The 19307-nt window shown below is 73.5% G+C and carries 15 protein-coding genes; 11 read left to right on the top strand and 4 right to left on the bottom strand.

What is annotated here, in order from left to right; all coding sequences use genetic code 11:
* Positions 1-36: 36 nt before the first annotated feature.
* Positions 37-1062 carry an adenosine deaminase gene (locus ACN20G_RS05155; RefSeq protein ID WP_424211529.1) on the bottom strand — a complete coding sequence of 342 codons (1026 nt, stop codon included), beginning with the start codon at positions 1060-1062 and terminating at the stop codon, positions 37-39.
* A 109-nt stretch (positions 1063-1171) separates the two neighbouring features.
* Between ACN20G_RS05155 and ACN20G_RS05150 the strand changes: the two genes are divergently transcribed.
* Positions 1172-1819: a DUF4190 domain-containing protein gene (locus tag ACN20G_RS05150; protein ID WP_424211528.1), complete on the top strand. Its 648-nt coding sequence runs from the start codon at positions 1172-1174 to the stop codon at positions 1817-1819.
* Between the two features lie 13 nt (positions 1820-1832).
* Here the strand turns inward: ACN20G_RS05150 and ACN20G_RS05145 are convergent, their stop codons facing one another.
* Positions 1833-2399: an NADAR family protein gene (locus ACN20G_RS05145; RefSeq protein WP_424215376.1), complete on the bottom strand. Its 567-nt coding sequence runs from the start codon at positions 2397-2399 to the stop codon at positions 1833-1835.
* A 174-nt stretch (positions 2400-2573) separates the two neighbouring features.
* On the opposite strand from ACN20G_RS05145, the gene ACN20G_RS05140 reads away from it, so the two are divergent.
* The 8 genes from ACN20G_RS05140 to ACN20G_RS05105 all read left to right on the top strand — a co-directional run bounded on the left by ACN20G_RS05140 (position 2574) and on the right by ACN20G_RS05105 (position 12495).
* Positions 2574-4088 carry a gamma-aminobutyraldehyde dehydrogenase gene (locus tag ACN20G_RS05140; protein WP_424211527.1) on the top strand — a complete coding sequence of 505 codons (1515 nt, stop codon included), beginning with the start codon at positions 2574-2576 and terminating at the stop codon, positions 4086-4088.
* 52 nt (positions 4089-4140) lie between these two features.
* Positions 4141-5394, top strand: a complete 1254-nt coding sequence (locus ACN20G_RS05135; RefSeq protein ID WP_424211526.1) for a polyamine ABC transporter substrate-binding protein — start codon at positions 4141-4143, stop codon at positions 5392-5394.
* Positions 5395-5483: 89 nt separating this feature from the next.
* Positions 5484-6638 (top strand): ABC transporter ATP-binding protein, encoded by a 1155-nt coding sequence (locus ACN20G_RS05130; protein ID WP_424211525.1) that lies wholly within the window; start codon positions 5484-5486, stop codon positions 6636-6638.
* 53 nt (positions 6639-6691) lie between these two features.
* Positions 6692-7570, top strand: coding sequence for an ABC transporter permease (locus ACN20G_RS05125; RefSeq protein WP_424215375.1), 879 nt, complete (start codon positions 6692-6694; stop codon positions 7568-7570).
* Positions 7570-8364 (top strand): ABC transporter permease, encoded by a 795-nt coding sequence (locus ACN20G_RS05120; RefSeq protein WP_424211524.1) that lies wholly within the window; start codon positions 7570-7572, stop codon positions 8362-8364. The genes ACN20G_RS05125 and ACN20G_RS05120 overlap by 1 nt, the downstream gene beginning before the upstream one ends.
* A gap of 24 nt (positions 8365-8388) precedes the next feature.
* A complete protein-coding gene (locus ACN20G_RS05115; RefSeq protein WP_424211523.1) occupies positions 8389-9807 on the top strand; it encodes an NAD(P)/FAD-dependent oxidoreductase in 1419 nt (472 codons plus the stop codon).
* Positions 9808-10023: 216 nt separating this feature from the next.
* Positions 10024-10545 carry a hypothetical protein gene (locus tag ACN20G_RS05110; protein WP_424215374.1) on the top strand — a complete coding sequence of 174 codons (522 nt, stop codon included), beginning with the start codon at positions 10024-10026 and terminating at the stop codon, positions 10543-10545.
* 120 nt (positions 10546-10665) lie between these two features.
* Positions 10666-12495, top strand: a complete 1830-nt coding sequence (locus tag ACN20G_RS05105; protein ID WP_424211522.1) for a chitinase — start codon at positions 10666-10668, stop codon at positions 12493-12495.
* Here the strand turns inward: ACN20G_RS05105 and ACN20G_RS05100 are convergent.
* Positions 12483-13082, bottom strand: coding sequence for a phosphatase PAP2 family protein (locus ACN20G_RS05100; protein WP_424211521.1), 600 nt, complete (start codon positions 13080-13082; stop codon positions 12483-12485). The genes ACN20G_RS05105 and ACN20G_RS05100 overlap by 13 nt on opposite strands.
* A 425-nt stretch (positions 13083-13507) precedes the next feature.
* Positions 13508-14842 carry a 4-aminobutyrate--2-oxoglutarate transaminase gene (gene gabT / locus ACN20G_RS05095; RefSeq protein ID WP_424211520.1) on the bottom strand — a complete coding sequence of 445 codons (1335 nt, stop codon included), beginning with the start codon at positions 14840-14842 and terminating at the stop codon, positions 13508-13510.
* Positions 14843-15091: 249 nt separating this feature from the next.
* On the opposite strand from gabT, the gene ACN20G_RS05090 reads away from it, so the two are divergent.
* Together ACN20G_RS05090 and ACN20G_RS05085 are read left to right on the top strand one after the other, a co-directional pair.
* Positions 15092-17509 carry an ATP/GTP-binding protein gene (locus ACN20G_RS05090; protein WP_424211519.1) on the top strand — a complete coding sequence of 806 codons (2418 nt, stop codon included), beginning with the start codon at positions 15092-15094 and terminating at the stop codon, positions 17507-17509.
* Positions 17510-17641: 132 nt separating this feature from the next.
* The gene (locus tag ACN20G_RS05085) at positions 17642-19255 is read left to right on the top strand and encodes a PucR family transcriptional regulator (RefSeq protein WP_424211518.1); all 1614 of its coding nucleotides are present in this window, start codon (positions 17642-17644) and stop codon (positions 19253-19255) included.
* Positions 19256-19307: the final 52 nt, after the last annotated feature.

The raw sequence follows: 19307 nt of genomic DNA, 5'->3' as shown, positions 1-19307 counted from the left end.
GATCGGGCGCCCGCACCGGCCGGCCCGGCGAACGGGTCAGCGGGCCAGCCACGCCTCGGTGTACGCGTCGATCTCGGCCGTGATCCGGGCCTTGCCCGCCGGGTCCAGGAACGATGCCTCCACGCCGTTCTTCGCGAGCGCCGCGATGCCGCGCTCGTCGAGGTCCAGCAGCCGGGCCGCGACCGCGAACTCGTTGTTGAGGTCCGAGCCGAACATCGGCGGGTCGTCGCTGTTGATCGTCACCAACACCCCGGCGTCCACCATCCGCTTGATCGGGTGGCTCTCCAGGTCCTTCACGGCCCGGGTCGCCACGTTCGAGGTGGGGCACACCTCCAGCGCGATCCGGTGGTCGGCCAGGTACTTCAGCAGCTCCGGGTCCTCGGCCGAACTGGTGCCGTGCCCGATCCGCTGCGCGCCCAGCAGGTTGATCGCGTCCCACACGCTCTGCGGGCCGGTGGTCTCGCCCGAGTGCGGCACGCTGTGCAGACCGGCCGCGCGGGCCCGGTCGAAGTACGGGGCGAACTGCGGGCGCGGCACCCCGATCTCCGGGCCGCCCAGCCCGAACGAGACCAGGCCCTCGGGCCGCAGGTCCAGCGCGAGCCGGGTGGTCTCCTCGGCCGCCGTCAGCCCGGCCTCGCCGGGGATGTCGAAGCACCAGCGCAGCACGACGCCCAGCTCGGTCTCGGCGGCCTTGCGGGCGTCCTCGATCGCGGCCATGAACGCGCGCTCGTCGATGCCGCGCCGGGTCGAGGACCAGGGGGTGATGGTCAGCTCGGCGTAGCGGATGTTCTGCCGGGCCATGTCCCGGGCGATGTCGAAGGTGAGGTCGCGGACGTCCTCGGGGGTGCGGACCAGGTCCACCACGGACAGGTACACCTCGATGAAGTGCGCGAAGTCGGTGAAGGTGAAGTAGTCGGCGAGGGCCTCCGGGTCCGTGGGGACCTTGGAGTCGGCGTGCCGGGCGGCCAGCTCGGCCACGATCCGCGGGGAGGCGGACCCCACGTGGTGGACGTGCAGTTCGGCCTTGGGCAGACCGGCGATGAACGGGTGCGGATCGGGCATGGGTACTCCGAGGACGCGACGGGCAGGTGCCCGCTCATCGTAGGCAGGGCCGGCGGCGCCGCGGCCGGCGCATAGCATGGGTGTACGAGCACGACAGGGGGCGACGCACATGTCGGAACAACCACCGGGCGCATCGGGAACGGGACCCGAGGACCCCTGGGCCCCACCGGCCCGCCCGTCCTTCGACGCGGGCGAGGGCACGCGCGGGACCCCGCCGGGGACCCCGTACGGGCCGGGCGTCGCCGACCAGCCCACCATCGGCGCCGGCGGCCACTGGCACGAGGGCTTCGCCGGGTACCAGGGCCCGCCGCCCCCCGGGTACGGCGCGCCGGGCCCCGACCCCACCGCGTACGGCGCCCCGCCGTACGGCGCGGCCCCCTACGGCCTCCCCTACGGCGGGATGCCGCCCTACGCGCCGCCCGCCCGCAACGGCTTCGGCGTGACCTCCCTCGTGCTCGGCATCGCCTCGCTGGTGCTCTGCGTCACCAGCTGGTTCGCGTTCGTCCTCGGGGTGCTGGCCGTGGTCTTCGGCGTGCTCGGACAACGGCGGGTCAAGCACGGGGAGGCGAACAACGGCGGCGTGACCCTGGCCGGCATCATCACCGGCTCCGTCGGCACCCTGCTCGGCCTCGTGCTCGGCGTCTTCGTGATCCTGGACCTCTCCGGGGCCCTCGACGAGTTCGGCGGGTCCACCGACGACGGGATCGACGAGTACCGCGCCCCGAACTCCGTCTCCCAGGTCCTCCACCGGCACTGAGCCGCCCCCCGGCCTACCCCGCCTCCGGCCCCGCCCCCGCGCGGAGCCGGGAGCGGGTCTCCATCAGGGCGAAGCCCAGCAGGTTCAGCCCCCGCCAACGGGCCGGGTCCAGCGCCGCCGGATCCTCCGGGGCCAGCCCCACGCCCCAGATCCGGTCCACCGGACTGGCCTCCACCAGCACCCGGTCCCCGGTCCCCAGCAGGTACGCGCGCAGCTCCGGCGTGCTCGCGAACTTGTGCGTGCCGCCCCGCACCACGAGCTCGAAGCGCTCCCGCACCCACACCTCCTCGTCGAAGCCCCGCACCAGCCGGCCCGCCGCCTTGGCCGCGCCCGGGGTGCGGGCCGCCAGCACCGCCCGCTCGGCCTCGGCGTCGCCGAACAGCCGGGCCTTCCCGGCCATCATCCAGTGCTCCGCCGTCGGATACGGAACGTCACCGACCGTGAACGGAGCCGGCCACCACTGGCTCAGACAGCTCGGCCCCAACCGCCCGTCCGGCCTGGGCCGGTGCCCCCAGAACGGCAGGAACTTCACGCGTTCTCCCGCGTTGACCTGCTCCATCAGCTTGTCGATCAGCTCCATGCACGCGAGTCTGACAGGGGCCACGGACACTTCGTATGGGTTTTGCGGTCTGCCTCGACAGATGGTCGACGCATTCCGTCGCGTAATCAAAAGGCAACAACGGAATCACTTGGCCGGGTGATTTCGCTCTGTCAGGATCGGCACTCAATTCGAGCTGGAGCTACGGAGAGCGTGATGGGCAACCGCATCCGGATCAAGGACCGCTTCGCGCGGGGCGCGCAGTACGTCGACGGCACGTGGACCACCGGCACCTCGGGCCGGTCGCACACCGTCGTCGACCCCGCCACGGGCGCGGAGGTCCTCACCTACGAACTCGCCGGCGCGGCCGACGTGGACGCCGCCGTCGCGGCCGCCGTCCGCGCCTTCCCCGGCTGGGCCGGCACCACCCCGGGGGAACGGGCCGAGCTGATGCACCGCTGGGCCGGGATCCTCGCCGACCGGGCCGCCGAGTTCGCCGAGGTCGAATCGGTGCAGTGCGGCAAGCCGCTCAAGCTGAGCACCGAGTTCGACGTGCCCGGCACCGTGGACAACACGGCCTTCTTCGCGGGCGCCGCCCGGCACCTGCCCGGCCAGGCCGCCGGCGAGTACTCCGGCGACCACACCTCCTACGTCCGGCGCGAGCCGATCGGCGTGATCGGCTCCATCGCCCCCTGGAACTATCCGCTCCAGATGGCCGCCTGGAAGATCCTCCCGGCCGTCGCCGCCGGCAACACGATCGTCCTCAAGCCCGCCGAACTCACCCCGCTGACCTCGCTGCTGTTCGCCGAGGCGGCCACCGAGGCCGGCATCCCGGCCGGGGTGGTCAACGTGGTCTGCGGCACCGGCAAGGAGGCCGGCGAACGCCTCGTCTCCCACCCCGACGTGGCCATGACCTCCTTCACCGGCTCCACCGCCATCGGCAAGCGGGTCGCCGAACTCGCGGTCGCCGGCGTCAAGCGCCTCCACCTCGAACTCGGCGGCAAGGCCCCCTTCGTGGTCTTCGACGACGCCGACCCCGAGGCCGCCGCCCACGGCGCCGTGGCCGCCTCCCTCATCAACACCGGCCAGGACTGCACCGCCGCCACCCGCGCCTACGTCCAGCGCCCCCTGTACGAGGGCTTCGTGGCCCGCGTCGCCGAACTCATGGGCACGGTCCGCCTCGGCGACCCCTTCGCCGCCGACACCGACCTCGGCCCGCTGGTCTCCCACGCCCAGCGCGACCGGGTGGCCGCCATCGTCGACCGGGCCCGCGCGTACGCCACGATCGTCACCGGCGGCGAGGCCCCCGGCGGGGAACTGGCCGCCGGCGCCTACTACCGGCCCACCCTGATCACCGACGCGCCGCAGGACAGCGAGGTGGTGCAGGCGGAGATCTTCGGCCCGGTGCTCGTCGTGCTGCCCTTCGACACCGACGACGAGGGCCTCGCCCTCGCCAACGACACCCCCTACGGCCTGGCCGCCTCGGCCTGGACCGGCGGGGTCTTCCGGGCCCAGCGCGCCACCCGCGAACTGCGCGCCGGCTGCGTGTGGATCAACGACCACATCCCGATCATCAGCGAGATGCCGCACGGCGGATACAAGGCGAGCGGCTTCGGCAAGGACATGAGCGTGTACTCGTTCGAGGAGTACACACAGGTCAAGCACGTGATGTTCGACAACACGGCGGTGGCCGCGAAGGACTGGCACCGCACGATCTTCGGGGACCGATAACAGCCGCCGGGCCGGCGGCACACCCATACCTCCTTGTGGAAAGGGCACGGCCATGGAGCAGCACGAGCACCCCGAAGCCCCCCTGTCGGCGGCCCGACTCGCCGCCGTACGCCGCACCCTGACCGGCGGTCGCGGCGCCCTCACCCGGCGCTCCCTACTGCGCGCCGGCGGGGTCGGCGCGCTCACCCTCGGCGGGTTCGCGGCCCTGTCCGGCTGCGGGATCCCGCCCGCCAAACGGGCGGACGGGGCCGCCGCCTCGAACGACCGCTCGGCCGCGGAGAAGACCCTCGCCTTCTCCAACTGGACCGAGTACATGGACGTCTCCGAGGACGAGAAGTCCCGCCCCACCCTCGACGCCTTCACCCGCCGCACCGGCATCAAGGTCAAGTACACCGAGGACATCAACGACAACGTCGAGTTCTTCGGCAAGATCCGCCCCCAGCTCGCCGCCGGCCAGGACACCGGCCGCGACCTGATCGTCGTCACCGACTGGCTGGCCTCCCGCATCATCCGGCTCGGCTGGGCGCAGAAGCTCGACCCCACGCACCTGCCGCACGCCTACGCCAACCTCGCCCCCCAGTTCCGCACCCCCGACTGGGACCCGGGCCGGGCGTACAGCTATCCGTGGACCGGCATCTCCGTGGTGATCGCCTACAACAGCAAGGCCACCGGCGGGCGCACCGTCGACTCCGTCACCCAGCTCCTCGACGATCCTTCCCTCAAGGGCCGGGTCGGCTTCCTCACCGAACTGCGCGACACCGTCGGGATGGTCCTGCTCGACCAGGGCAAGGACCCGGAGAAGTTCACCGACGCCGATTTCGACGCCGCCGTGGGCCGGCTCCAAAAGGGCGTGGACACCAAGCAGATACGTCGCTTCACCGGCAACGACTACACCGCCGACCTCGACAAGGGCGACCTCGCGGCCTGTCTCGCCTGGGCCGGCGACGTGATCCAGCTCCAGGCCGGCAACCCCGACATCAAGTACGCCGTCCCCGCCGCCGGCTACATGACCTCCACCGACAACCTGCTCGTCCCCGCCGGCGCGACCCACAAGACCAACGCCGAGCGGCTGATCGACTACTACTACGAGCCCGCCGTGGCCGCGCGGCTCGCCGCGTACATCAGCTACGTCTGCCCGGTGGACGGGGTCAAGGAGGAGCTGGCGAAGATCGACCCGGCCCTCGCCGACAACCCGCTGATCGTCCCCGACAAGGCCATGGCCGCCAAGTCGCACTCCTTCCGCTCCCTCTCCGCCGAGGAGGAGACGGCCTTCGAGGAGAAGTTCGCCAAGCTCATCGGGGCCTGACCGGTCGCCGCGGCCCGCCCCCGGGCCGCACCCCTCCCTCCCGCACCGCACCCGCTGCCGCTTCCACCCACAAAAAGGGCGCCCTGTACATGACCGACACGACGACGACCGAGGGCGGCGACGTCCGCCTCACCGGCATCAGCAAGCACTACGGCGAGTTCACCGCCGTCCACCCCCTGGACCTGACCATCCCGCAGGGCTCCTTCTTCGCCCTCCTCGGCGCCTCCGGCTGTGGCAAGACCACCACCCTGCGGATGATCGCCGGCCTGGAGGAGCCCTCCACCGGCACCGTGCACCTCGGCGAGCAGGCCGTCACCCACCTGCCCCCGCACAAGCGGCCGGTCAACACCGTCTTCCAGAGCTACGCCCTGTTCCCGCACCTGACCATCCACGAGAACGTGGCCTTCGGACTGCGCCGGCGCGGGATCAAGTCGGTGAAGAAGCCGGTGGACGACATGCTCGACCTCGTGCAGCTCGGCCAGTTCGCCGCCCGCAAACCGCACCAGCTCTCCGGCGGGCAGCAGCAGCGCGTGGCCGTGGCCCGGGCCCTGATCAACCACCCCCGGGTGCTGCTCCTCGACGAACCGCTGGGCGCCCTCGACCTCAAGCTGCGGCGCCAGATGCAGCTCGAACTCAAGCGGATCCAGACCGAGGTCGGCATCACCTTCGTGCACGTCACCCACGACCAGGAGGAGGCCATGACCATGGCCGACACGGTCGCGGTCATGAACGGCGGCCGGGTCGAACAGCTCGGCGCGCCCGCCGAGCTCTACGAGAACCCGAGCACCACCTTCGTCGCCAACTTCCTCGGCACCTCCAACCTCATCGAGGCCGAGGTGGTCGAGACCGGGGACACGGTCGGCGTCAAGGTCGCGGAGACGGCCCTGAGGCTGCCCGCCCGGCGATGTTCGACCACCCCCCGGGCCGGGGGGAAGCTGCTGGTCGGGGTCCGTCCCGAGAAGATCTCGCTGGTCCCCGCCGCCGAGGCGGACGGCATCGCGGCCGGCCGCAACCGGCTCACCGGCCGGATCCTCGACTCCTCCTTCATCGGGGTCTCCACCCAGTTCGTGATCGACAGCCCCGTCTGCCCCGAACTGGAGGTGTACGTCCAGAACATCGAGCGGGACGCGCGCCTGGTCCCCGGCGCCGAGGTGATCGCGCACTGGAACCCCGAGCACACCTTCGGCCTCGACGCCGCCCAGGACATCGACGCCGGAGCGCAGACCGCGGCGGTCGAGGCGTGAGCGCCCCCGCACCCGCGGCGACGGCCGGCGCGGCGGCGGACGCCGAACCGCCCGTGCACCGGCCCTCGCGCCGCAAGCGGCTCGTGCCCTACTGGCTGCTGCTGCCCGGGGTGCTGTGGCTGCTGGTCTTCTTCGTGCTGCCGATGCTCTACCAGGCATCCACCTCGATCCAGACCGGGTCGCTGGAGGAGGGCTTCGAGGTCACCTGGCACCTGGCGACCTACTGGGACGCGTTCACCGAGTACTGGCCGCAGTTCCTGCGCTCGCTGCTGTACGCGGGCACCGCCACCGTGCTGTGCCTCGTGCTCGGCTACCCGCTGGCCTACCTGATCGCCTTCAAGGCCGGCCGGTGGCGCAACCTGCTGCTGATCCTCGTCATCGCCCCGTTCTTCACCAGCTTCCTGATCCGCACCCTGGCCTGGAAGACGATCCTCGCCGACGGCGGCCCCGTGGTCGGCGTCCTCGACTCCATCGGCTTCCTCGACGTCACGAGCTGGCTCGGCATGACCGAGGGCAACCGGCTGCTGGCCACCCCCCTCGCGGTGGTCTGCGGCCTGACCTACAACTTCCTGCCCTTCATGATCCTGCCGCTGTACACCTCCCTGGAACGCATCGACACCCGCCTGCACGAGGCGGCCGGCGACCTCTACGCGAGCCCCGCCACCACCTTCCGCAAGGTGACCTTCCCGCTGTCGATGCCCGGCGTGGTCTCCGGCACCCTGCTCACCTTCATCCCGGCGAGCGGCGACTACGTCAACGCCGAACTCCTCGGCTCCACCGACACCCGCATGATCGGCAACGTCATCCAGTCCCAGTACCTGCGGATCCTGGACTACCCGACGGCCGCCGCCCTGTCCTTCATCCTCATGGCCGTCGTCCTGGTGATGGTCACGATCTACATCCGCCGCGCCGGGACGGAGGACCTGGTCTGATGAACTGGCTGCGCCGCAACCTCGTGGTCATCGCGGGACTCGCCACCCTCGGGTACCTGATCCTGCCGAACCTGGTGGTCACCCTCTTCTCCTTCAACAACCCCACCGGGCGCTTCAACTACGCCTGGCAGGAGTTCTCCCTGGACGCCTGGAAGGACCCGTGCGGGGTCGCCGACATGTGCGGCTCCCTCGCCCTCTCCCTCCAGATCGCCCTGTGGGCCACCCTCGGCGCCACCGCCCTGGGCACGATGATCGCCTTCGCGATGGTCCGCTACCGCTTCCGCGGCCGGGCCGCCGTCAACTCGCTGATCTTCCTGCCGATGGCGATGCCCGAGATCGTGATGGCGGCCTCGCTGCTCGCCCTCTTCCTCAACATGGGCGTCGAGCTGGGCTTCTGGACCATCCTCATCGCCCACGTGATGTTCTGCCTCAGCTTCGTCGTCGCCGCCGTCAAGGCCCGCGTGCTGTCGATGGACCCGCGCCTGGAGGAGGCCGCCCGCGACCTCTACGCCGGACCCGTGCAGACCTTCCTGCGCGTGACCCTGCCGATCGCGGCCCCCGGCATCGCCGCCGGCGCGCTGCTCTCCTTCGCGCTCTCCTTCGACGACTTCATCATCACCAACTTCAACTCGGGCAACACCGTCACCTTCCCCATGTTCGTGTGGGGCTCGGCCCAACGCGGGACGCCCGTGCAGATCAACGTCATCGGCACCGCGATGTTCGTCATCGCCGTGCTGGTGGTCGTCGCCGGTCAGGCGATCGGCAACCGCCGCAAGAAGGCACAACCCCAGTAGACCTTTCGTAGGGAGTTGGAAGCCATGGCCCCCGTAGCCATGCGAACCGCCGCACGATCCCTCTCCGAGGCCCGCCCGGTCTCCTTCTGGCTGGACGACCCCGGCCGCCCCGCCCCGCTGCCCGCCCTCACCGAGGACGAACGCTGCGACCTGCTGGTCGTCGGCGGCGGGTACAGCGGCCTGTGGACGGCGCTCATCGCCAAGGAGCGCGACCCCGACCGGGACGTGGTCCTGGTCGAGGGGCACGAGGTGGGCTGGGCGGCCTCGGGCCGCAACGGGGGCTTCTGCGCCGCGTCCCTGACCCACGGGATCGCCAACGGCATGGCCCGCTGGCCCGGGGAACTCGCCCGGCTGGAGGAGCTCGGCGCGGACAACCTGGACGCCATCGAGGCCGCCGTCGCGAAGTACGGCATCGACTGCGATTTCGAGCGCACCGGCGAGATCGACGTGGCCACCGCCCCCCACCAGGTCGCGGAACTGCGCGAACTGCACGCCGAGGCCGAGCGACTGGGCCTCGCGGGCAACTCCGTCTGGCTGGACCGCGACGCCCTGCGCGCCGAGGTCGACTCGCCCACCTTCCTCGGCGGGCTCTGGGACCGCGACGGGGTGGCCATGCTGCACCCCGCCAAACTCGCCTGGGGCCTGAAGCGGGCCTGCCTCGACCTCGGCGTGCGCATCTACGAGAACACCCGGGCCACGGAACTCGTCAACGCCGGCCCCGGCATGATCGTGCGCACCCCCTACGGCCGGATCCTGGCCCGCCGGGTCGCGCTCGGCACCAACGTCTTCCCCAACCTCGTCAAGCGGGTCCGCCCCTACGTCGTCCCCGTCTACGACTACGCCCTGACCACCGAACCCCTCACCGGGGAGCAGCTCGCCGCCATCGGCTGGAAGAACCGCCAGGGCCTGGGCGACAGCGCCAACCAGTTCCACTACTTCCGGATCACCGCCGACAACCGGATCCTGTGGGGCGGCTACGACGCCATCTACCCCTACGGCGGCCGGCTCGACCCGGAGCGCGACCGGCGCCCCGAGACCTACCTCAAGCTCGCCGAACACTTCTTCGCCTGCTTCCCCCAGCTCGCCGGGGTCCGCTTCACCCACGCCTGGGGCGGGGCCATCGACACCTGCGCCCGCTTCTCCGCGTTCTTCGGCGCCGCCCACCAGGGCAAGGTGGCCTACGCGGCCGGCTACACGGGCCTGGGGGTGGGCGCCACCCGCTTCGGCGCCGAGGTGATGCTCGACCTGCTGGCGGGGGAGCGGACCGAGCGCACCGCGCTGGAGATGGTGCGCACCAAGCCGATGCCCTTCCCGCCCGAGCCCTTCAAGTGGACCGGGATCGCGCTCACCAAGTGGTCCCTGGCCCACGCCGACACCCACGGCGGGCACCGCAACCTGTGGCTGCGGACCATGGACCGGTTCGGGCTCGGCTTCGACAGCTGAGAGGACGAGGACCGGGGCGGCGCGGGCTTCGACGCGCGCGCCGTCCCGAGGGCCGTGCGCGCCCCGGCGCACTCCCCCACCGGTCGCGTCCGCCCCGTTCACTCCCACGGGTGGTCACAACCCGCGTCACGACGGGGTCCGGGGCCGCTCTCTCTCCCGGAGGATGCCCCCGCACGGGTCGGGGCCCCGGATGTGATGGGAAGTGTGGCGATGTCGATGCCGGGCGCGGAGATCAAGGCCGCCGTGGAGTGGTTGGTGGCGACGGCCCCCGACCCCGAGGGCTGCCGTTGGGACTGGGAGCGCAACCCCCTCGGGGTGGTGCTGCTGCCGGCGGGCCGGAACTGGGACGTGCTGATCCTCCCCGGTGACCTCGGGCGCGGCACCTTGGAGGTGCTCGGCCTGCTGCTGGAGCGGCCCGGGCCGGTGCTGGCCGATTCGGGGGACGCGCGGGTGGGCTTCTTCGTGCCCGTCGGCACGGCCGCCGGCTGGCTCGGCACCGGCATCCGGGCCGCCGGCCGGGGCACCTGGATCGCCGTGCCGCACCCCGGGCGCACGATCGGGGCCCGCTGGCTGGTGCTGCCGGACGGCGAGGGCACGCTGACCGACCCGGCCGTGCTGGAACTGGCCGTGCACGAGGCGGCGGCGCGCGGGGCGCTCGGGGCCCGGCCGCGACGCGGCGGGCCCTCGGAGCCCAAGGGGCCCGGACGGCAGGGGAGTTCCTTCGGTCGCCACCCTTGACAGGCGCATTGGTCTGGACCATCTTGGGCGCCACTTCGGATCGCGGATCCGGGCCCGGTCACGCCAGGACCGGACCCGGCGCCCCGGCCTGCCCACCCTCCCCCCACCCCGGAGGAACTCGTGCGCCGACGCCCCACCGTCCCCCTCCTCGCGGCCCTCGCCCTGGCCGTCGCGGGCCTCCTCACCGCCGGACCACCCGTGGCCGCCGCCGACACCGCCGACACCGACCTCGTGCGCAACGGCGGCTTCGAATCCGGCCTCGCCCCCTGGACCTGCTCCGGCGGCAGCGGCGCCGTGGCCACGGGCACCGCCCACGGAGGCACCGCCGCCCTCAAGGCCACCCCCGCCGGCCAGGACAACGCCCGCTGCGGCCAGAGCGTCGCCGTCAAACCCGACTCCACCTACACCCTGAGCGCCTGGGTGCAGGGCGCCTACGTGTACCTCGGCGCGAGCGGCACCGGCACCACCGACCCGTCCACCTGGGCCCAGACCCCCGGCGCCTGGAAGCAGCTCACCACCACCTTCCGCACCGGCCCCGCCACCACCTCCGTCACCGTCTACACCCACGGCTGGTACGGACAACCCGCGCACCTCACCGACGACGTCACCCTCGTCGGCCCCGACCCCGGCGGCCCCACCACCCCCACCGCCCCCGCCACCCCCACCGGACTGGCCGTCGGCGCCGTCACCACCTCCTCCGTCGCCCTGAGCTGGAACCCCGTCGCCGGCGCCGCCTCCTACCGGGTGGTCCGCGACCCCGGCGGCGTCTCCACGACCACCACCTCACCCGCCCTGAACGTCACCGGCCTGGCCGCCGGCACCGCCTACAGCTTCACCGTGCGCGCCGCCAACGCCACCGGCGAGTCCGCGCCCAGCGCCGCCGTCCCCGCCACCACCGGCGGCACCGACCCCGGCGGCCCCGGACCCGGCGCCGGCCTGCCCCCGCACGCCCTCGTCGGCTACCTGCACAGCAGCTTCGCCAACGGCTCCGGCTACGTCCGCATGGCCGACGTGCCCGCCTCCTGGGACGTGATCAACCTGGCCTTCGGCGAACCCACCTCGGTCACCTCCGGCGACATCCGCTTCGCGCTCTGCCCGAAGACCGAATGCCCCAACGTCGAGACCGTCGACGAGTTCAAGGCCGCCATCAAGGCCAAGCGCGCCGCCGGCAAGAAGGTCCTCATCTCCATCGGCGGCCAGAACGGACAGGTGCAGCTCGCCACCACCGCCGCCCGCGACGCCTTCGTCGCCTCCGTCGGCCGCATCATCGACGAGTACGGCCTCGACGGCCTCGACATCGACTTCGAGGGCCACTCCCTCTCCCTCGACACCGGCGACACCGACTTCCGCAACCCCACCAGCCCGGTCGTCGTCAACCTCATCCAGGCCGTCAAGACCCTCAAGGCCAAGTACGGCCCGAACTTCGTCCTGACCATGGCCCCCGAGACCTTCTTCGTCCAGCTCGGCTACCAGTTCTACGGCTCCGGCCCCTGGGGCGGCCAGGACCCGCGCGCCGGCGCCTACCTGCCCGTCATCCACGCCCTGCGCGACGACCTCACCCTGCTGCACGTCCAGGACTACAACTCCGGCCCCATCATGGGCCTCGACAACCAGTACCACTCCATGGGCGGCGCCGACTTCCACATCGCCATGACGGACATGCTGCTCACCGGCTTCCCCGTCGCCGGCGACGCGAGCCGCTTCTTCCCCGCCCTGCGCCCCGAACAGGTCGCCATCGGCCTGCCCGCCACCACCAACGCCGGCAACGGCCACACCAGCCCCGCCGAGGTCACCAAGGCCCTCGACTGCCTGACCAAGAAGACCAACTGCGGCAGCTACACCACCCACGGCACCTGGCCCGCCCTGCGCGGCCTGATGACCTGGTCCATCAACTGGGACCGCTTCGGCGGCTGGGAGTTCAGCCGCAACTTCGACGCCTACTGGCCCTGACCCACCCGGGCCGCCGCCCGGACCCCGTCCACGCGCCGCGCCCATCCCACCCCGCACAACAAGGGCAGGCACAACAACACGCTGCCCAGCACGTCCAGGGGCCAGTGGAACCCCCGCAACAGCAGACCGGTCACCGTCGCCGCCACCAGGCCGGCGGCGGTGACCACCGGCCACGCCCACCGGGTCCACGCCCCCAGCAGCAGCGCCGCCCCGCCGTAGGCCACCAGCGCCGTGGCCGTGTGCCCGGACGGGAAATAGCCCGCCGCCCACGGCTCCAAGGGCCCCGGCCGCGCCGTCCAGTCCTTCAACGGCACCACCAACGCCGGCACCAGCGCCATCGCCGCCCCCGCCGCGACCGGCGCCCACCGGGCCCCGCGCCGCCACGCCCACACCATCGCCAGCAGCAGCACGGGCAGCGCCACCGGCACGTTCCCCAGGTCCGCGAGCCGCTCCGTCACCGCGTCCGGCGCCGACCGCGCCAGGCGCGCCCCCAGCCGCTCGTCCGCCCGCGCGAGCGGCCCCGCCGTCAGCACCTGCCAGGTGACCAGCGCGAACCCGAGCCAGCACGCCAGGACGGCCGCGAGCAAGCCGAAGGGCCGACCGGCACGGGGCCGACCGGCTCGCGGGGAGGATCCGGGAGGAGGAGGGGCCGGCCGCCCCGGAACAGGGGGGATGGTTCCGGGACGGCCGGCCGGATCGGCGGATCGGGCGCCCCGGGGGGTGTGGGGCGCGCGACCGTCCGATCGGAGAGGAGGAGTGCGCCCGGAGGCACGCCCGTTCCGGTGCTGGGGAAGCGCGGGACCGGGATCGCCCCCGGAGGTCCGGGAGCGGTGTTTCTCACTCACTCGAAGAAACCGTACGGCACGCGACGGGGGGCCGACAGCGGGAACGGTCCCCCGCCATCGGCCCCCCGCAACTTCTTCACACCGCCCGACCGTTACCGTCGGTAGGGTCGGCGTGGGGCGCCCCGCGCGTCGAGCGCGCGTGCGACCGGCACGTGCGACCGGGGCGACTACAGGGTCGCGAAGGCCGCCTCGATCACGTCCAGGCCCTCGTTCAGCAGGTCCTCGCCGATCACCAGCGGCGGCAGGAAGCGCAGCACGTTGCCGTAGGTGCCACAGGTCAGCACGAGCACGCCCTCCGCGTGGCACGCCTTCGCCAGGGCGCCCGCCGCCTCCGGGTTCGGGGTCTTCGACTCCGCGTCCTTCACCAGCTCGATCGCGATCATGGCGCCGCGACCGCGGATGTCGCCGATGATCCCGTACTTCTCCTGCATCGCCGACAGGCGGGCCTTCATGACCTCCTCGATGCGGCGGGCCTTCGCGTTGAGGTCCAGCTCGCGCATCGTCTCGATCGAACCGAGCGCGCCCGCGCACGCTACCGGGTTGCCGCCGTAGGTGCCGCCCAGGCCGCCCGCGTGCGCGGCGTCCATGATCTCGGCGCGACCGGTCACCGCGGCCAGCGGCAGACCGCCCGCGATGCCCTTCGCCGTCGTGATCAGGTCCGGGACGATGCCCTCGTCCTCGCACGCGAACCACTGGCCGGTGCGGCAGAAGCCGGACTGGATCTCGTCGGCCACGAACACGATGCCGTTGTCGTTGGCGAACTTCACGATCGCCGGCAGGAAGCCCTTGGCCGGCTCGATGAAGCCGCCCTCGCCGAGCACCGGCTCGATGATGATCGCGGCGACGTTCTCCGCGCCGATCTGCTTGGTGATCTGGTCGATGGCCTGCGCGGCGGCCTCCGGGCCGCAGTTCTCCGCACCCGTGGGCCAGCGGTAGCCGTAGGCCACCGGCACCCGGTACACCTCGGGCGCGAACGGGCCGAAGCCCTGCTTGTACGGCATGTTCTTCGCCGTCAGCGCCATCGTCAGGTTGGTGCGCCCGTGGTAGCCGTGGTCGAAGACCACGACGGCCTGCCGCTTGGTGTGCGCGCGGGCGATCTTCACCGCGTTCTCGACGGCCTCGGCGCCCGAGTTGAACAGCGCCGACTTCTTCGCGTGGTCACCGGGGGTCAGCTCGGCCAGCGCCTCGCACACCTCCACGTAGCCCTCGTACGGGGTCACCATGAAACAGGTGTGGGTGAAATCGGCCAGCTGCGCCGCCGCCCGCCGCACCACGGCCTCGGCGGACGCGCCCACCGAGGTCACCGCGATGCCGGAACCGAAGTCGATCAGACGGTTGCCGTCCACGTCCTCGATCACCCCGCCACCGGCGCGCGCCGTGAACACGGGCAGCACCGAGCCCACGCCACCGGCCACCGTCTCCAGACGGCGGGCCTGCAGCTCCTGCGACTTGGGGCCGGGGATCGCGGTGACGATGCGGCGCTCCTGCGGGACAGCGGTCATAGGGGGCTCCTGAGGGGGTATTCGGACGCACTTGTTCCTTTGGTCGCAGGCTAGGCCCGGACGGGGACCCCCGGCATGTGCCGTTCGGGAGTGAAGCCGGCGTGTCGTTGTCCGCGACGGACATAGGACACCCCGGACCCGCCGGGACCCGCACCGGGCCCCCGGGCACTAGATTGAGCGGCGCGCGCACCCGCGCGCACCTGGGTGGACAAGGCGACAGCGGCTCGGCACGGGGGCAGGGGCAGGCACATGGGCGGCGAACACACACACGACGAAGACATCCGCGGCACGACCGGCGCGGACACCCCCGGACCCGTACCGCCCAAACCCCGCCACGCCCCCGACGCCGCCCGGCGCGCCGCCCCGGCCCCGCACGCCGCGGACACCGAGGGCGGGGCCGCCGCCCTCGACACCCGCTTCACCCGCTGGCTGCGCGCCCCCCGCCCCGAGGTCGAGCCCGGCACCTGGCGCCTGGGCCACCGGCCGCGCGCCCAACGCGCCCCGGAGGCGGGGGAGGAGCGTTCGCTGGCCTCCGGCGCGATCCTCACGTTCCTGGTCTGCGTGCTGCTGTGGTCCCTGTACGCCAACGGCTACGTCCCCTACGCGACCGTCCCTGTCCGCCTCTTCACCCCCCGCGACTGGTGGGGCGGCCTGGAGTTCACCCCGGTCGACGGCCGGGGCCGGGCGGCGCTGGAGATCTACCACATCCTCGTCGCGGCGGCCCTGCTGTGGGGCTTCGCCCGACTCGGCCGCTGGCGCACGGCCTTCGACCGTCTCATCGCCGCCCGAGGCCGCACGGCCCGAGCGGCGGGCGCGGCGACGGGCGCGGCGTTCGTGCTGCTGATCATCTTCACCGGCACGGTCCCCGTCTACGACCTCCTGTACGGACACCTCTCCTACGCCCCGGAGGACGCCGCGCTCACCGGCGCACTCAGCTATCCGATCCTCGCGGCGATCTGGCTCGGTGTGCTCGTGCCCTTCGCGCGGCTCGGCGGGGTGCTGCCCTGGCGGCGCGGGGGCCGGCCCGCCGCCGGGCCCGAGCGGGCCGGGGCGCAGGCGCGGGACGCCTCGCAGGCGCCGGTGCCCGCCGGGGACCCGCGGGATCCGGCCGGGTGGCCCGCGCTGCGCGCCGCCGGGCTGCTCGACGCCGCCGAGCGGCTCACCGCCGAGATCGGCGCCGACCGCATGAACGACGTGGACTGGCTGCGGATCCGGCGGGCCTTCGACGGGGTCGTCGCCGACCCCACCCGCCGTCCCGCCTTCGCGGGCGCCGTCCGCGACCGGGGCGCCGCCGCCTGCGTGCACCCTTCCGGTGACCGCGACCTGCCCGCCCGCGCGGCCCGGCACGATCTGCTGACCCGGCAGGTCCGGCTCGGCACCGTCGCCGACACCGACCGCAACCCCTGGCCCCGCCGGGGCTCCGGCGTGGCCCTGGACCCGGAGGTCCTCGGCACCTCCCTGCTCGCCGTCGGCCCGGCCGGCAGCGGCAAGACGGCCCGCCTTGTGCGGCCCGTGGTGGAGTCCCTCGCCCTGCAGGCCCTCGCCGGGCACGCCGCCGTGATCGTCGTGGCCGCCGCCGGCACCCGGCTCGGCGAGGACGCGGCCTTCGACGTGGTGGTCCGGCTCGGCGACCCGGGCTCCGCCCACGACCTCGACCTGTACGGCGGCGCCGGGGACCCCGACGAGGCGGCCTCCCTCCTCGCCGAGGCCCTCGTCGGCGACATCGCCGGCGTCGACACCCGTCGCGCGGCCACCGTCCTGGCCCAGCTCCTCGGACCGTTCCGCACCGCCCACGGCCGCTACCCGGCCGTCCCCGAACTGCGCGAACTCCTCGACCACCTGCCGCCCGCCCTCGACCGGCTGCGCCGCGCCCTCGAAGGCACCGGCCAGAGCGGGATGCTCCGCGAGCTCGACGCCCGCGAACGGCAGTACGGCGGCGCCGGCGACCCGGGCCCGCTGCTCGCCGACCGGATCGCGCTCCTGGACCGGCCCGCGTTCGCCGAGTTCTTCGACACCTCCGGCCGGAGCCGGCCCTTCTCCCTGCGCTCCCTCGAACACCCGCTGCGGGTCCGCGTGGACCTGCCCGAGCGGGCCCACGCGGAGGCATCGCGGATGCTGGCCCGGCTGGTCCTGGCCCAGTTCACGGCGAGCGTCGCCGCCCGCACCGACCGTTCCCTGTTCGCGTTCCTCGTCCTCGACGACGCCGCCCACACCCTCACCCGGGAGGCCGTGCGCGGCATCCAGCGACTGCGCACCGCGCACGCGGGGGTGCTGCTCGCGCTGCGGTCGCTGGACGACGTGGCCGAGGAGCTGCGGACCCCGCTGCTCGGCGCGGTCGGCGGCCGGATGGCCTTCTCCGGGGTCACCACCTGGGACGGCAAGCGGTTCGCGGAGGCGTGGGGCACGGAATGGGTGGAGACCCGCGACGTGACCAGCCGGCAGGTCTTCGCCGACCAGCCCCTCACCCGCGCCATCCACTCCTTCCGCAAGCTCGTCACCGGCAAGGCCGTCACCACCGACGCGGTCACGGTCCGGCAGGTGGAGCGGGAACGGTGGTCTGCCTCCGACCTCGCGCACGCCGTTCCCGCCGGTGCGGCCGTCCTCTCCCTGACCACCGTGCGCGGCGAGCGCTGCGCGCCCCTGCTGGTGGAGCTCGGCGACGCGTGAGCCGTGCCGGGCGGCCGACGTCGAGCGCTCGACCCGCCGGGATGTACGCCGTGCCGGCAGAATCGACACCACCGGTTTCGCCACGACGGCGAAACGGGCCTCCCCGTTCCTCAGCGCCCGCGAAAGCCCCCGATGCCGCTCACCCTCGCCTCCCTCGTCCACCACTCGGCGCTGAAACTGCGGGTCCGGGCCGGTGAGGGGCGGCTGGACACCCCCGTCCGGTGGGCGCACGTCAGTGAGCTGGCCGATCCCGTCCCCTATATGGAGGGCGGGGAGCTGCTGCTCGTCACGGCGATGAAACTCGACGCGGAGGACCCCGCCGAGATGCGCCGGTACGTGCGCCGGCTGGCCGGGGCCGGGGTGGTCGGGATCGGGTTCGCGGTCGGGGTCAGCTACGACGAGGTGCCCGAGGCCCTGGTGGCGGCCGCCGTCGCGGAGGACCTGCCGCTGCTGGAGGTGCCCCGCCGGACCCCGTTCCTCGCGATCAGCAAGGCGGTCTCCGCCGCCCTCGCCGCCGACCAGTACCGGGCGGTGACCGCCGGCTTCGAGGCGCAGCGGGAGCTGACCCGGGCCGCGCTCTCCGCCGACGGCCCCACCGAACTGCTGACCCGGCTGGCCGCGCACGTGCAGGGCTGGGCGGCGCTCTACGACGCGGCGGGCGCCGTGGTGGCCGCGGCCCCCGACTGGGCGGCGCGGCGCGCGGCCCGGCTGGTGCCGGAGGTGGAGCGACTGCGGGACCGGCCCGCGCCGGCGGGCGCCGTGATCGGGGACGCCGAGGACCGGGTGGAGCTGCAGTCGCTGGGCACCGGCCGCCGGGCCCGGGGCGCGCTCGCCGTCGGCACCGGGGCCCCGCTGGGCACGGCGGAGCGGTACGCCGTGCACTCCGCCGTCGCCCTGCTGACCCTGACCACCGAGCGCTCCCGGGCCCTGGCCGAGGCCGAGTCCCGGCTGGGCGCGGCGGTGCTGCGGATGCTGGCGGCGGGGGAGGGCGGGCACGCCCGGGAGGTGGCGGGGGAGCTGTACGGGGAACTCCTCGACGGCCCGTTCCGCGCCCTGCTCGTCGAACCCGCCCACCCGGCCCCGCCCGCTCCCGCCGGCGCCGCCCCCGCCGGCCCGGGCGCGGAGGCCCTGGCCCGGCTCGCCGACGCCGTCGAGTCGGCGGCGGCCCGGCACGGGGAGCCGGTGCTGGTGGCCGTCACCCCCGAGCGCCTCACCCTCCTCGTCGCCGAGGACGGGGCCGCCCGCCGGGCCTGCGCCGAGCACGTGCTGTCGGCCGCCGACCGGCGCGCCGCCGAGGCCGTGCCCGAACCCGGCGAACTCGTCGTGGGACTGTCCGCGCCCACCGGCGCGGCGGGCGCGCCCACCGCGCTCGGCCAGGCCGAACAGTGCCTGGCGGTGGCCCGACGGCGCGGCCGGCCCCTGGTCGAGCACGAGGACCTGGCCGCCGGATCCGTGCTGCCGCTGCTCGCCGACGACGCCGTCCGGGCCTTCGCCGAGGGCACCCTGCGGGCGCTGCGCGAGCACGACGCGACCGGCCGCGGCGACCTCGTGGCCTCGCTGCGGGCCTGGCTGTCCCGGCACGGCCAGTGGGACGCCGCCGCCGCCGACCTCGGCGTGCACCGGCACACCCTGCGGTACCGGATGCGCCGGGTCGAGGAGATCCTCGGCCGGTCCCTCGATGACCCCGACGCCCGGATGGAACTCTGGCTGGCCCTCAAGGCGGCCGACACCACCCCCCTGCCCTGAACCACCGGCCCGGCCCCAGCCCGGGCCCGTGCGGGCGGGAGGCGGACACTGA

This window comes from Streptomyces dryopteridis, assembly GCF_049606955.1.
Lineage (GTDB): Bacteria > Actinomycetota > Actinomycetes > Streptomycetales > Streptomycetaceae > Streptomyces.
The sequence above is the reverse complement of the archived record's forward strand: the minus strand, read 5'-3'. Positions and strand labels throughout refer to the sequence as shown.